Origin of the sequence: Algivirga pacifica (assembly GCF_039543525.1) — a bacterium.
GTDB lineage: Bacteria > Bacteroidota > Bacteroidia > Cytophagales > Flammeovirgaceae > Algivirga > Algivirga pacifica.
In genome coordinates this window covers 65,715-79,307 of record NZ_BAABJX010000007.1, presented here as the reverse complement: position 1 = coordinate 79,307, position 13,593 = coordinate 65,715, and the positions used below count along the sequence as shown (strand labels likewise).

Sequence of the window (13,593 nt, the reverse complement as noted above, 5' to 3'; positions counted from 1 at the left end):
ATTACATCTTTAAACAGAACACCAATCGTCTTTAGTAGGTTCTTCGTATAATACATAACATAAGTACTGATTAGCATTTACTTTTGATAAAATGGCATTTTTGGCCATGATATAGACTTATGAAACAACCCATACTAACGCAACTGTTGAAAAACCTAAGCCTTATTAGCTTACTGTTTTTGACAACCTCTCACCGCTTGTCAACTTATACTCCTAGCATATCGGTAGAGAATCATCCCTTGTCAAAAGTGACAGATTTCTATGTGTTTGAAAGCCCTTCTACGTCAAGCAATATGGTGTTTGCTTGTAATGTGGGGGGGATGTTAGGCCCTGAAGAGACAAAGAATAGTGGTTTTCAAGAGGCTTTTATGTATGAATTTAATATCGATACCGATAGGGATGGCAAAGAGGAGTTATTAATACAAGTGATTTTTCGGGATGGAGAGGCGATTGTGTATGGACCTCAACAAGTTGATGGAGATCAAGAAATCCTTATAGCTCAGGCAGAGCGAACGGCTTTCAAGATAACACCATGGGGAGAAGATCCCGTTATCGGTTATAATAAGAAGTTAGGCTTAAAGGCTTTTGTAGGTTTAAGGGATAATACCTCCTTTATGGATTATTATCAGATGCTAGAGATATTCCAGCAAGCGAAAGAAGGAGGGCAAAAAGTCATTAAGCAATTTCGGGAAGCTGCAGGGGATACTTTTGCAGGAACAAATACACGTTCCATTGTCCTTGAATTACCTAAAAATAGTCTGGGAAATACGGACGTAAACACTTTTTATACATGGGTGGAGGTAAAAGTCAGACGATAATATGCAGGAATACAACAGACAAATCCGATTGAATAGCATCTTTTTGAATGTGCTAAAAGTATTTATGGGAAGCGTGCTATTATCTTGTGCTATGCAGAACGAAACCGAGATGCCAGGGAATGAAAAACTCACACAAAAAGCAAGAATACAGCAAGAAGGTCCTTTGGAGGTCGGAATGACAGCCTCATTTACCGTAACTCTTCCAGAAAGCAAAGAAGATGTTAAGTATTTCTGGAAGGTGAGAAATCCTGACCGTACTGCAGTGCGCTTATCTACCCCTGATTCGGTGACTGCTGTATTTGTGATAGAGCAGGCAGGAGATTATGAGGTTTCTGTTACTATTTTTGAAGGAGACTCCTCTTATCATTTACAATACAAAGAAGAAGCTACTCAACCCGTTTATGTCACAGTACACCGTGCGGCCCACCCTTTGATCGGAGATCTAACTACTTTATTGAATAAGTCAGAAGGGCATATGGGAGACGTTCAAAAGACCAGCGAGGTGATTAAGTTATGGCAAAATTATGCAGGAGTAGAATCAGCCACTTATGTCAATGCATTGGGAATGGGTAATGGCACTTTGGCAAGGAACCTTGGTCGTGGCCGTATGAAAGTAAATAAGTGGCAGGAAACGGATTATGCGCAACTCAACGGTAGGAAGCCAACAGACGATGTGGTGGATGTGCTGTTACAGTTGATGCTTGGAGGAGAAGATCCCAGTAAAGTAAATATCAAATACCGAGGTTTAATGAGTGATAAGGTCGATAAGAATGACGCTTCTTTTCTTCAGGAGTTTCCCTATTTCCCAGCACCTCATTAACAAAATTCAATAACCCAACTATCTATGAAAAATTACATTCGAGTATCTTATGGAATTATAATGTTATGGATGTGCGTTGCCTGTAGCCAAAAGCCATCTGACAATATGCTGGTCAATAGTACTTTGGTATTGCCATACAGTACTTCTGATGCAGCACTGGCGATAAGGGAAGCCGTTCAGGCCATTGATCGGGATATTACCTTTTGGGAGGAAAAGTTGGAACGCACAAATCAAGGGTATCTTTTTTTAAAGAAACTGTCCATTTGTTATCAACGAAAGTATGAATACACGGGTAATCCGGATTATTTGCTTAATGCAGAAGAGTTATTATTGAAAGCGCATCAAGAAGCACCAGTTACCATTAAAGGGGAGCTTTGTCAGGCGATTAGTAGGAATGCGTTGCGTATGCATAAATTCGAAATGGCGAAGAGGTATGCTGAGGAATCACTAAACTATTTACCCAACAGTGTCCAAAGTCAATTATTATCTTTTGATGCGCTCTTGCAGTTGAAGGGGCTAGCCGTAGCAGAGCAACAATTACCCAATGTAAAATATCAAAGTATAGGAACAGTGTTGAGGCTAGCGAGAGTGAAGCAGATGAAAGGGGAGGAACAAGAAGCGATGGCTCTTCTGGAGCAAATAGGACAGAAAGCCCAAAAGTTGCACCCAGAACTGGCTGTGTCAACGTGGGTAGAGCTAGCTGAACTATATATTCGAATGGGGATGGGAGAAAAAGCTGTGAAGGCCTATGAAAGCATTCTAAAAATCGATCCGATTAACTACACTGCACTAAAGGGCTTGGCTTGGGTAGCTTATGCTTATGATAAGAATATAGAAACTGCAAAAGGACTATTACGATTCTTACAGCAAAACAGGGAGACCTCTCCCGATATTTTATGGATGCTGGCAGATATTGCAGCCTATCAGGAAAAAACAGAGCTTTATCAAGAGTTACTTCGCCGATTTATGGAAGTAACGAGTACCGGAGTGCTAAGGGATATTTACCTAACGAAGGTGGTAGAGTTAGGAGTCGATCATCCCGAATATTTCCCTATGGTATTGGCTATGGCTGAAGCAGATCAGGCGTGGAGACCTATTTCATCGACAAAAGAATTATTGGCTTGGTGTCATCATCGTTCCGGTAATGACTATGAAGCGTTGAGATTGGCGGATGAGGTAATGCAAGACCCTACAGGGTTATCTCCTTTGGCGCTTTATCGGTTAGGGGTTATTTATCAGGATCTGGAAGAAAGTGATAAATCTTCCCAGTTGCTCGAAAAGGCACAAGAAGGAAGATTCTACCTAGGTCCTCGCTGGACCGAGGAATTACAGGTTTATATGGCCAAATTACCATAGTAGAGTACCTTGTGGTCACCAGTAAAAGTGCCCATTTTGATTACTTCAAAAAAGTCTGAACAAACTAAAAATGCCCCGCTAAATGGGGCATTTTTAGTACAGACAAAAACGGATAAACTATTTTAGATCACTAGCCTATCGGAAGTGAAACAAGAATTATTCTTGATCGTCCATTTCCTCTTCTTCCATCATATCTTGCTCCTGCTCTGTTGGATTTTCTTGCTCCATACCTTCTTGGTTTTCCATATCCTTCAGGTATTGATCTTGCAGTTGCTCGATTTTCTCTTCCTTCATTTTAGTGAACTTTCCGTACTGCTCGTCAGTCATGACACTTCTTACTTTAGCTTTACGCTCGTTGTTCATACGGATAAGTGTCGCATCATCGATATTACCATCATTATTACTTGCTTCTTCTTCTAAGTCGCTGAAGAAGTCAGTGTAAATTTGATTGAGATCTGTTTTTTGTTGATCATTCAAATCTAACTCCTGTGACATCGTGTCAACAGCTTTTTGAATTTCTGTAGGTAGATCCAAAGGACCTCTAGTGTCTTGGGCAAATGAAAGTGTAGCACCAAAACAAGTAATCATCAGACAAATCAATAGTTTTTTCATAACAAGTTTGATTTAGCGAATAATTGGATTGAAAGAATGTAGATTCTTTTGCTCCATTTGACTACCTCAAAGTTACAATCTGTTTTTTGCGTTGTTATGAAATATTTATCATTGATTTAAGTAAGATATTTAGGTGGGTAGGATTTACTTGTTTACTTAATATTATTTCTTTGATCTGTCCATAGATTGTTCTACTTTTTTTAAAAATTTAATATTTCTAAAAAACGTCAACAGAATTCCTCCGACAATATCCTTCCTTTTTTCTACTTTTGGTTTGTAAAGTGCAATTATAAAGATCTACAATAAGCAATCATCATGGAGAAAGTGGCTATTCTAGGAGCTGGGGAAAGCGGTACCGGCGCAGCTTTGTTGGCAAAAAGCAAAGGATTTCAGGTGTTTTTGTCAGACCGGGGGACTATTGCGCCTGCATATAAACAGACGCTTACCACGAATGGGATTGTATTTGAAGAAGGAAAACATACAAAAGAAGATATTTTGGATGCCCAGCTGGTCATCAAAAGCCCTGGTATTCCAGATACGGTACCTTTATTGCAAGAAATTTATGGAAAGGAGATTCCTGTGATCTCCGAGATTGAATTTGCGGCAAGGTATACTGATGCCAAGATCATTGCGATTACAGGAACGAATGGAAAGACCACGACAAGTCTATTAACGTATCACTTGCTCAAGGAAAATGGTGTCAATGTAGGATTGGCGGGCAATATTGGTGATAGCTTTGCAAAGAGTGTTCTGGAAAAAGCATACGATTGGTATGTGCTAGAGGTAAGTAGTTTTCAATTGGATAATATACAAGATTTCAAACCCCATATTGGTTTGATTCTTAATATTACCCCAGACCATCTGGATCGTTATCAGAATGATATGATGTTGTATGCGGCTTCCAAATATGGCATGACCCGAAATATGGGGACAGAGGATACGTTTATATATAATGAGAATGATGCCTTGACCTTATCGCTATTGAAAAAAAATCCTTTAACGACAACATCTCTTTCTTTTGCTACAAAGGATTATGATGGTGAGGCTTTATATATTGATGAGGAAGTATACACTGAACTTCCCTTAAGAGGGCCTCACAATGGTATGAATATGAGTGCGGCAATACGGGCAGTATTGACTACAGGTGAAGTATCGGTAGTACAAGTGAAAGAGGCACTACGCTCCTTCAAGAATACAGAACATCGCTTGGAAGAAGTCGGAAAGAAAAGCAAGGTGCTTTTTATTAACGATTCTAAGGCCACCAATGTAGAAGCTTCTTTATATGCTCTACAGAGCTTTCAACAGCCAATCATCTGGATTGCAGGTGGTGTCGACAAAGGAAATGATTATGGGCAGATGGAGGAGACCGTCAAGCAGCATGTTAAGGCTATCATCTGCCTCGGGAAAGAGAATGAAAAAATTAAGAATGCATTTCAATCGATAATTCCAGATATTTCAGAGACAGAGGATATTCGTATCGCAGTGCAATTAGCCATAGAAAAAGCAGGAGGCCAAGAAGTCGTAGTATTGCTTTCTCCCGCTTGTGCTAGCTTTGATCTTTTCCGAAATTATGAGGATAGGGGACAGCAGTTTAAGGAAGCAGTCCAAGCAATCCTTTAATGTTGAACCGTTGAACCGTTGAACCGTTGAATCGTTGATTCGAGTTGAATTGTTGGTTGAGTATAAATATATCAATCAACAATTCAACTCGAATCAACGATTCAACAAGTAGCGTAAGCTACCTCAACGATTCAACTAAGCAGCATGAACAAACGAATTGATAGAGAACTTTTTATAGAGAGTATGTGAAGAACATACGCTAAAACCAATTGAGAAATGAATGCTTTGTTGAAAAAGCTCGAGGGGGATAAGGTGATCTGGTTTGTGACGATCATCTTGTCTCTTTTGAGTATACTGGTGGTTTATAGTGCTTCTGGATCTTTGGCCTATAAATATGCCGGAGGGAATACAGAAAAATATCTGATGAGACATATGACCTTGGTGGGACTAGGAATAGCAGCTACCTATGTATGTCACAAGATTGATTATAAGTATTACTCTAAAATCTCCCGTTTTGCCTTATTGCTTTCGGTTCCTTTGTTACTGTTTGCATGGAAATTTGGTACAGAGCTCAATTCTGCTACACGTTGGATCTCAATTCCATTTATTGATTTTACATTTCAACCTTCTGACCTTGCAAAGGTGGCATTGATAACCAATATGGCGAGTATGCTATGGAAGCGACAAAGGAGTATTAAGGAGTTTCAGAAGGCAATTATTCCACTCTTGCTGTGGGCAGGGGTGATCTGTGGATTGATTGGACTGAGTGATATTTCCACGGCAGCCCTACTGTTCTGTACGGCTATGTTGATTTTATTTATGGGTAGGGTACCTGTGAAATATCTAGTGATGCTAGTAATTATAGGGGTACTAGCAGGTGGTTTTGCTTACACCTTCGGGCAGCGGGCTGCGACGGCAGGAAGTCGTTTAAAAGCATTCTTGGATACATCAGAAGTGCCTTATCAAGCACAGCAGTCCTATATCGCTATTGCCGGAGGAGGTGTAACCGGTAAGGGAGTAGGGCAAAGTACACAGCGAAACTTTTTACCACATTCCTATTCCGATTTTATTTTTGCGATTGTTATTGAGGAGTATGGATTAATTGGAGCAGGAGTATTGATTGTTCTCTATCTTGTACTTTTATATCGGGGAGTACATATTGTTGCTTATAGTCAGGAGGCCTTTGGAGGAATTCTGGCTGCAGGACTAATTTTCAGTATTGTGTTACAAGCATTCGTACATATGGGGGTAGTCACTGGGCTTTTACCGCTGACGGGTTTGCCGTTGCCGATGTTAAGTATGGGAGGAACTTCCCTGATGTTTACTGGGATGACCATGGGTATTATCCTAAGTGTCAGTAGAGGCTCTAAAAAAGGAGTGAATCGCCCTATAAGTGGGAAGAACCAGTTCCGAAGAGAACAAGCGACCTAAGTTGTTCATATTGTTTAGTTGAATCGATGAATTTCATCTTCGATGAGTTGAATTGAGCTTCGCTCGTTGAATCGAGTTGATCTGTTTACTGATTCAATCAACAAATCAACTCACCGAAGGTGAAATTCAACGGTTCAACTAAACCCTCAACAGTTTAACTCGAATCAACGATTCAACAAGCAGCGTAAGCTGCCTCAACGATTCAACAACTAATTAAGAAATGGGAAAAAGAATAATTATAAGTGGAGGAGGTACCGGCGGACATGTTTATCCGGCCATTGCTATCGCTGATGCATTGAAGCAAGCAGACGCCACAACAGAAATATTGTTTGTAGGAGCGGAAGGGAAAATGGAAATGGATAAAGTGCCGGAAGCAGGATATCCTATCGAGGGGTTATGGATTAGTGGCATACAGCGCCGTTTGACCATGGATAATTTGATGTTTCCTTTTAAACTGATCTCCAGTATTTGGAAAGCCTTTAGTATTATCCGACAATTTAAGCCAGATGCAGTGGTCGGTGTCGGCGGATATGCCAGTGGACCAATTATGTATGCAGCGAATCAAGCGGGTATTCCTACCCTGATTCAAGAACAGAATGGTTATGCGGGTTTGACGAATAAGTTATTAGCTTCCAAGGCAAGTGCTATTTGTGTCGCTTATCCTGATATGCAAAAGTATTTTCCAGAAGATCGTATACATTTTACGGGTAACCCTGTACGCAAGGATATTACAGAGCTGGAGAAGCTTAGAGAGGAGGCTTTTGATCACTTTGGCTTGTCGTCATCTCGAAAGACCGTGCTGGTGATTGGAGGAAGTCTAGGAGCACTTACCGTAAATGAAAGCATTGCGAAGAATGTAGATACCTTACTTGAAAAGGGGTATCAGCTGATCTGGCAAACGGGCAAGTATTATAGTGATCGTTTTCAGCAGGAGTTTGCACATCGAGAGCCCGAAGGATTAAAAGTAATGCCCTTTATCCGTAGAATGGATTATGCCTATGCTTGTGCAGATGTAGTGGTTTCCAGAGCAGGGGCTTTGTCTATTTCTGAGTTATGTCTGACTGGAAAACCAAGCATTTTAATCCCATCACCTAATGTAGCAGAGGATCATCAAACGAAAAATGCCTTAGCTTTGGAGAAAGAAGAAGCTGCGGTTATGGTGAAGGATACAGCTGCCAGAGAGCAATTAGGAGAAGTGTTGATGAGGTTGTTGGAGGATGAGCAACAACAAAAACAGTTACAACAGGCAATCCTAAAATTAGCGAAACCAAAAGCAGCTCAGGAAATTGCCGAAGTGATCATCCAATTACCGACTAAATAAAGGTTATGAAATTAGATATTAACAAACTCCAATATACTTACTTTTTAGGGGTTGGGGGTATTGGCATGAGTGCCTTGGCACGTTGGTTCAAGGCTATTGGCAAAGAGGTGGCAGGGTATGATAAAACGGCTACGCCCTTAACCAATAAGTTGGAACAGGAAGGTATCACTATCCATTATGAGGATACTGTAGATCAGATTCCTCAAGAGGTACTGTCTTTACCCAAAGAAGAGGTGCTAGTGGTGTATACTCCTGCAATACCTAAATCTCACCAGGAATATAACTACCTAAAAGAGCAAGGCTTTGTGATCTTAAAGCGTGCAGAGGTATTGGGGTTGATTTCAGCAGCTCACTTTACTGTTGGGGTGGCGGGTACGCATGGTAAAACGACAACATCGTCTATGTTGGCGCATATCTTGTATCATGCCGGACGCAATTGTACGGCCTTTTTGGGTGGAATAGCGACTAATTATGAGAGCAACCTTCTTTTGGCACCCAAGGCAGAAGAGAAACAGTTAGTCGTGGTAGAAGCCGATGAGTTTGACCGTTCTTTTTTACATCTACATCCAGCGATAGAGGTGATCACTACGGCAGAAGCCGATCATCTGGATATTTATGGAGATGAAAATGCTGTCAAAGACTCTTTCAATGCCTATATCAATAATATGGTAGAAGGAGGTGAGCTTTATATTCACGAAGGAGTGGAGTTGGAACAGGCCGATACCGTGAAGTCTTTTCGCTACGGGATGAAAGAGGGGGAGATTCAAGCAAAGAACATTAAAATAAAGGAGCATAAGGTCGTGTTTGATATTGCATTGCCTCAGTTTGAGGTTCCTAATGTGCAATTGTCAGTACCTGGAGAACATAACGTAAACAATGCGATAGTAGCAGCAGCAGTTGCCGCTAGTGTAGGCTTAAGTGCAGAGGAAATAGCGGCAGGAATCGCTACCTATAAGGGAGTGAAAAGACGTTTTGAGTATATTGTAAAAGAACCTACGGTATACATCGATGATTATGCCCATCACCCAACAGAGGTAAAGGCATTTATTTCTTCGGTGAAGGAACTATATCCTAATAAAAAACTGACAGTGATTTTCCAGCCGCATCTGTTTACACGTACCCGTGATTTTGCAGAAGGGTTTGCCCAAAGTTTATCTTTGGCTGATAAGGTATTATTAATGGATATCTATCCAGCTAGAGAAGAGCCAATAGAAGGAGTAACAGCCCAGTTGATCTACAATCAGCTTACCACAGAGAAATGTATGGTACAGGAAGATACGGTAATTCAAGTATTGGAGCGGGAAGAAAGTCTTGAGGTGATCGCAACAATAGGCGCTGGAAATATCGATCGATTGGTGACTCCATTAAAACGTTTTTTGGAACAGAGATAGTATCAACCTGAAAGCCTATAGCATAGACATTTTTTAGATATGGAGAATAAAAAGATTTATATCAAAGGAGCGGCGTTGTCGTTAATGCTGTTGATCATGGTGGGCATAGGAGGGTATGCATTATATGAAAAGAAAGAGACTGCGCAGGCAGTTGGCATGATTATCAATATAGAGAATAAGCATGAGTCTCATTTCATTAATGACAGTGAAGTAAGAGAGATCATACAGCAGACAGGCCTGAAGTTAAATAAGGATAATGCACTATCCTTAAAAGCTTTGGAAGATAAGTTGATCGAAGTGGATTTTATTAAGCGGGCAGAGGTGGCTCAAGACCTTAAAGGGAACTTGGTGGTTGATGTTTACCAGGATCGCCCGATTGCTCGTGTAGTGGCGCAAAACGGACGCTCAGCTTATATTAATCAGGAAAAAGAGATTATACCTCTCTCCTCTAATTATACGGCTAGAGTATTATTATTAACCGGTAGGGGAGTGGAACACTTTTTTGAGGAAAATTTTATGCAAACTCCAGCAGGACAGCAGTTATTTGAGTTGGTCTCAGCGATTTATGAAGATGAGTTTTGGCGCTTGCAAATCGCACATTTGGAGCTGGATAACCAGTTAAACATGAAGGTGTTTACGCAAGTAGGTAAGGAGCTGATAGAATTTGGAACAGCGGAGGATTATCAGACCAAACTGCATAAGTTGAAAGTGTTCTATGAGCAGATCATTCCCAAGAAAGGGTGGAATTATTACAAAACGATAAAATTACAGTATAAAGATCAAATCATTTGTAAATAACTCCTATAATCAGTTAAATTGTATTTCTAAAGCCAGAGAATGACTTTTTCCAATAAAAAAGTACCCATATCTAGGGTAATTATTACTTTTTTAAGAAAAAATAGTACGCCTGGCAGGCATAAAAACTTTTCACTTATACCCAATTAACAGATCGTAAAAGTATGTCAGATATTATTGTAGGGCTAGATATTGGCACCACGAAGGTTTGCGCTGTTGCCGGAAGACTGGACGACTATGGTCAGCTGGAAATCATAGGTATGGGCAGTGCAGTATCTGAGGGAGTGCGTGATGGGGTAGTAAGCAATATCAATCGAACAACCACGGCAATTCAGCAAGCGCTAATTGCGGCTGAGAAAGATGCGCAGATCGAAATCGGCATTGTCAATGTGGGGATCGCAGGCAAGCATATTCGCAGTGTACAACAAAAAGGTGGAATCACCTTGCGCCATAAGGACGAGGAGATTACCATGGATGATGTCATTCGTCTATCAAACGATATGTATCGTATGATTACAGACCCAGGACATCAGATTATCCATGTGATTCCTCAGCAATATACGGTAGATCACGAAGAGAGTATTAAAGATCCCGTAGGGATGGCTGGCGTACGCTTGGATGGACAGTTTAACGTGATTACAGCAAGCTCCAATGCGATACGAAATATCAAGCGTTGTGTAGACCGTGCAGAACTGGAAATAGATGATTTGATTCTGGAACCTTTGGCCTCTAGTATTTCTGTACTGAGCGAGGAGGAAAAAGAGGCTGGAGTCATGATTGTGGATATTGGTGGGGGAACCACGGATGTCGCTATTTTCTATGAAGGAGTATTGCGTCATACAGCCGTTATCCCATTTGGAGGGGATATTATTACTTCAGACATCAAGCAGGGATGTGCAGTGATGCCACAGCAAGCAGAGTTGCTGAAGGTCAAATTTGGACGATCCCTTTCCGAGGAAGCCAATGAAAATGAAGTGGTTTCTATACCCGGTATCCGAAATAGACCTCCCAAAGAGATCTCTATTAAAAACCTGGCTTATATCATTGAGGCTCGTATGGACGAGGTCATTGAACTGGCAATGGCTGAACTAAGACGTTCTGGTTTTGAACATCGATTGACGGCAGGAGTAGTCTTGACAGGTGGTGGGGCTTTGTTGAAAAATATCAAACAGTTGTTTGAGTACCGTACAGGGTTGGATGCCCGTATTGGTTATCCCAATGAGCACCTAGGCAAGAGTAAAAGAGATGAAATAAAAAACCCGATGTATGCGACCGCTGTAGGGTTGGTTCTGGCAGGGTTCAAGGCCTTGGAAAAGACGTCTGCATCCTATGATGATGAGCATATGGATGGAGCAACCAACAAGCAGGATAATAAGCATAGGGTTTCCGATACTTCTTCTAATGCTGGTGGTAACTTTTTCTCAAGCATGTTGAGAAAGGCAAAGGATCTTTTGATCGACGATTATGATGATAGTGGTTACTATCAATAAAAATATCTGTAGGGGCGCGATTAATCGCGCCCCTACAGAAACTCTCCTCAAAAATCTCCTCTTTAATACAAGAAATTTTACATTTCCATCGTATTTGAAATAAGAACCTATTAATTTTGGAAAGCAATTTCTTATATTGTTTGCTAAAACCTAGCATACGTCATTAAAGGCTATTAATTATTTTTTAGACCATGAAAATGAGACTGGCGTATTTTTTCCATGAAGGAAATAGGAGTAAACCTTTGAATACGAGAGCATCCTCTCAGGAAGCAAAAGAATAAATATATGGATACGAACTACGAGTTTGACATCCCGGCAGGAGCGTCCAACATTATCAAAGTATTTGGTGTAGGCGGTGGCGGTGGTAATGCCGTCAAGCATATGTATGAACTGGGTATTACAGATGTAGATTTCTTCATCTGCAATACGGATATACAGGCACTTCAAGCAAGTCCCGTACCCAACAAGGTACAGATTGGGACAGAGCTAACAGAAGGGTTAGGTGCTGGAGCAAAACCTGAAGTAGGGAAGCAGGCTGCGCTGGAGAGCAAAGAAGAGATTACCAATATTCTTCAGAACAATACCAAGATGCTTTTCATTACCGCTGGTATGGGAGGTGGTACAGGAACCGGGGCAGCACCTGTGATTGCAGAGATTGCCAAAGAACTGGATATCCTGACCGTAGGTATTGTCACAATGCCTTTTAAGTTTGAGGGTAAGCCTAAGGAGCGAAGAGCTCTGGAAGGAATCGAAGAGCTTAAGAAAAACTGTGATACCGTACTGGTGATCCTGAATGATCGCTTGAAGGAGGTATATGGTCGCTCGACGATGAAAGAAGCTTTCGGTCAGGCTGATAATGTATTGACCAAAGGTGCCAAATCCATTGCAGAGATCATCACGGAAGATGGATATATCAACGTGGACTTTGAGGATGTGAATACCGTTATGAGACATTCAGGGCAAGCTGTGATGGGTTCTGCCACAGAGTCTGGAGAAGATCGTGCGATTCGTGCAGCAGAGGGAGCAATTACCTCTCCGTTGTTGAATAATACCAATATTAATAATGCCCAGAATATCCTACTGAGTATTGTAGTCTCTGACTATGATGAGTTCGGTATGGAGGAACTAGAGCAGATTACAGATTATATACAGGAACAAGCCGGAGGACAAGCGGAAGTGATCTTCGGGGTAGCATCTGATCCTTCTTTGGGAGATGCCATTAGCGTTACTGTCATTGCAACGGGATTTGAGACGGATGGAGAAGAAGAAACCCGTACGGTGATCGACTTGCATTCAGGAAAAGCAAATAAAGAAACTAAGCCTGCACCGGGATATACCACAAAAGGCGAGGATTTTTTTAAAGAAGGGGAGTCGAGAGAACAAGGGGTTTCTGAAGTAAAGACAGAAGCCGCTTCCGAGGAAAACAAAGTGCAAACTGAGGAAGCGCCGGTAGAAAAAGAAATTGAGGAAGAAAAAGCTCCTCAACAGGCCGCTCCGTCTCCCCAGAAGCCAAAGAAACGTGTTTTCACATTGGATGACAATTACGATGTGATGGACGAGCAGGAGATCATAGAGGATGAGCCTTCTATGGAAGAACCAGAAGATGATACATTGCAAGGAAGGCATCAGATCAGTCGCTATATGAAGGCTTCTTCTGTTAGTGAGTGGTCTAATGAAGAACTAAAGGAAAAGCAGGAAACTCCTGCATTTATCCGAAGAGGTGTAAAACTCAAGGATATTCCACACTCTTCAGAGTCTGAGCAATCTCGCTTCAATGTAAGCGATAAAAAAAAAATAATGGGAGATAATTCCTTTCTACATGACAATGTAGATTAACAATAAAAAAGGCAACCTGAAACGGTTGCCTTTTTTGTTCATGCTGTTGAATCGTTGAATTTCAATACTTCGTATTGAGTTGAATTGAGCTTCGCTCGTTGATTCGAGTTGATGTGTTTACTGATCTTAGTAAATTATTCAATCAACAAATCAACTCGAATCA

At 41.1% G+C, this 13,593-nt stretch carries 11 protein-coding genes; 10 read left to right on the top strand and 1 reads right to left on the bottom strand.

Annotated features, from left to right (window positions below; all coding sequences use genetic code 11):
- Positions 1–119 precede the first annotated feature (119 nt).
- Genes ABD985_RS02005 through ABD985_RS01995 form a run of 3 tightly spaced genes read left to right on the top strand, consistent with a single transcriptional unit; the run spans position 120 to position 2,994 of the window.
- Positions 120–818 carry a DUF4331 family protein gene (locus ABD985_RS02005; protein ID WP_345368760.1) on the top strand — a complete coding sequence of 233 codons (699 nt, stop codon included), beginning with the start codon at positions 120–122 and terminating at the stop codon, positions 816–818.
- A 1-nt stretch (position 819) separates the two neighbouring features.
- Complete coding sequence (locus tag ABD985_RS02000; RefSeq protein WP_345368759.1) at positions 820–1,638, top strand: DUF4331 family protein; 819 nt, start codon at positions 820–822, stop codon at positions 1,636–1,638.
- A gap of 24 nt (positions 1,639–1,662) precedes the next feature.
- Positions 1,663–2,994 (top strand): tetratricopeptide repeat protein, encoded by a 1,332-nt coding sequence (locus ABD985_RS01995; protein WP_345368758.1) that lies wholly within the window; start codon positions 1,663–1,665, stop codon positions 2,992–2,994.
- 156 nt (positions 2,995–3,150) lie between these two features.
- Here the strand turns inward: ABD985_RS01995 and ABD985_RS01990 are convergent, their stop codons facing one another.
- Complete coding sequence (locus ABD985_RS01990; protein WP_345368757.1) at positions 3,151–3,606, bottom strand: hypothetical protein; 456 nt, start codon at positions 3,604–3,606, stop codon at positions 3,151–3,153.
- Between the two features lie 315 nt (positions 3,607–3,921).
- Here ABD985_RS01990 and murD point away from each other — a divergent pair, with 315 nt between their 5' ends.
- The 7 genes from murD to ftsZ all read left to right on the top strand — a co-directional run bounded on the left by murD (position 3,922) and on the right by ftsZ (position 13,430).
- Positions 3,922–5,226, top strand: coding sequence for a UDP-N-acetylmuramoyl-L-alanine--D-glutamate ligase (gene murD, locus ABD985_RS01985; protein ID WP_345368755.1), 1,305 nt, complete (start codon positions 3,922–3,924; stop codon positions 5,224–5,226).
- Between the two features lie 216 nt (positions 5,227–5,442).
- Complete coding sequence (locus tag ABD985_RS01980) at positions 5,443–6,597, top strand: FtsW/RodA/SpoVE family cell cycle protein (RefSeq protein ID WP_345368754.1); 1,155 nt, start codon at positions 5,443–5,445, stop codon at positions 6,595–6,597.
- A gap of 220 nt (positions 6,598–6,817) precedes the next feature.
- Positions 6,818–7,918, top strand: coding sequence for an undecaprenyldiphospho-muramoylpentapeptide beta-N-acetylglucosaminyltransferase (murG, locus tag ABD985_RS01975; protein ID WP_345368753.1), 1,101 nt, complete (start codon positions 6,818–6,820; stop codon positions 7,916–7,918).
- 5 nt (positions 7,919–7,923) lie between these two features.
- On the top strand, positions 7,924–9,309 hold the full coding sequence (gene murC, locus ABD985_RS01970) for a UDP-N-acetylmuramate--L-alanine ligase (RefSeq protein ID WP_345368752.1): 1,386 nt from the start codon (positions 7,924–7,926) through the stop codon (positions 9,307–9,309).
- Positions 9,310–9,348: 39 nt separating this feature from the next.
- The gene (locus tag ABD985_RS01965; RefSeq protein WP_345368750.1) at positions 9,349–10,107 is read left to right on the top strand and encodes a cell division protein FtsQ/DivIB; all 759 of its coding nucleotides are present in this window, start codon (positions 9,349–9,351) and stop codon (positions 10,105–10,107) included.
- Between the two features lie 161 nt (positions 10,108–10,268).
- The gene (ftsA, locus tag ABD985_RS01960; RefSeq protein ID WP_345368748.1) at positions 10,269–11,594 is read left to right on the top strand and encodes a cell division protein FtsA; all 1,326 of its coding nucleotides are present in this window, start codon (positions 10,269–10,271) and stop codon (positions 11,592–11,594) included.
- A gap of 285 nt (positions 11,595–11,879) precedes the next feature.
- A complete protein-coding gene (ftsZ, locus tag ABD985_RS01955; RefSeq protein ID WP_345368746.1) occupies positions 11,880–13,430 on the top strand; it encodes a cell division protein FtsZ in 1,551 nt (516 codons plus the stop codon).
- The last annotated feature ends 163 nt before the right edge of the window (positions 13,431–13,593 follow it).

Coding starts and splice junctions, on each gene's coding strand:
- ABD985_RS01990 (WP_345368757.1), bottom strand. CDS start 3,606: ATGAAAAAACTATTGATTTGTCTGATGATTACTTGTTTTGGTGCTACA.
- ABD985_RS01980 (WP_345368754.1), top strand. CDS start 5,443: ATGAATGCTTTGTTGAAAAAGCTCGAGGGGGATAAGGTGATCTGGTTT.
- murC (WP_345368752.1), top strand. CDS start 7,924: ATGAAATTAGATATTAACAAACTCCAATATACTTACTTTTTAGGGGTT.
- murD (WP_345368755.1), top strand. CDS start 3,922: ATGGAGAAAGTGGCTATTCTAGGAGCTGGGGAAAGCGGTACCGGCGCA.
- ftsA (WP_345368748.1), top strand. CDS start 10,269: ATGTCAGATATTATTGTAGGGCTAGATATTGGCACCACGAAGGTTTGC.
- ABD985_RS01965 (WP_345368750.1), top strand. CDS start 9,349: ATGGAGAATAAAAAGATTTATATCAAAGGAGCGGCGTTGTCGTTAATG.
- murG (WP_345368753.1), top strand. CDS start 6,818: ATGGGAAAAAGAATAATTATAAGTGGAGGAGGTACCGGCGGACATGTT.
- ABD985_RS02005 (WP_345368760.1), top strand. CDS start 120: ATGAAACAACCCATACTAACGCAACTGTTGAAAAACCTAAGCCTTATT.
- ABD985_RS02000 (WP_345368759.1), top strand. CDS start 820: ATGCAGGAATACAACAGACAAATCCGATTGAATAGCATCTTTTTGAAT.
- ABD985_RS01995 (WP_345368758.1), top strand. CDS start 1,663: ATGAAAAATTACATTCGAGTATCTTATGGAATTATAATGTTATGGATG.
- ftsZ (WP_345368746.1), top strand. CDS start 11,880: ATGGATACGAACTACGAGTTTGACATCCCGGCAGGAGCGTCCAACATT.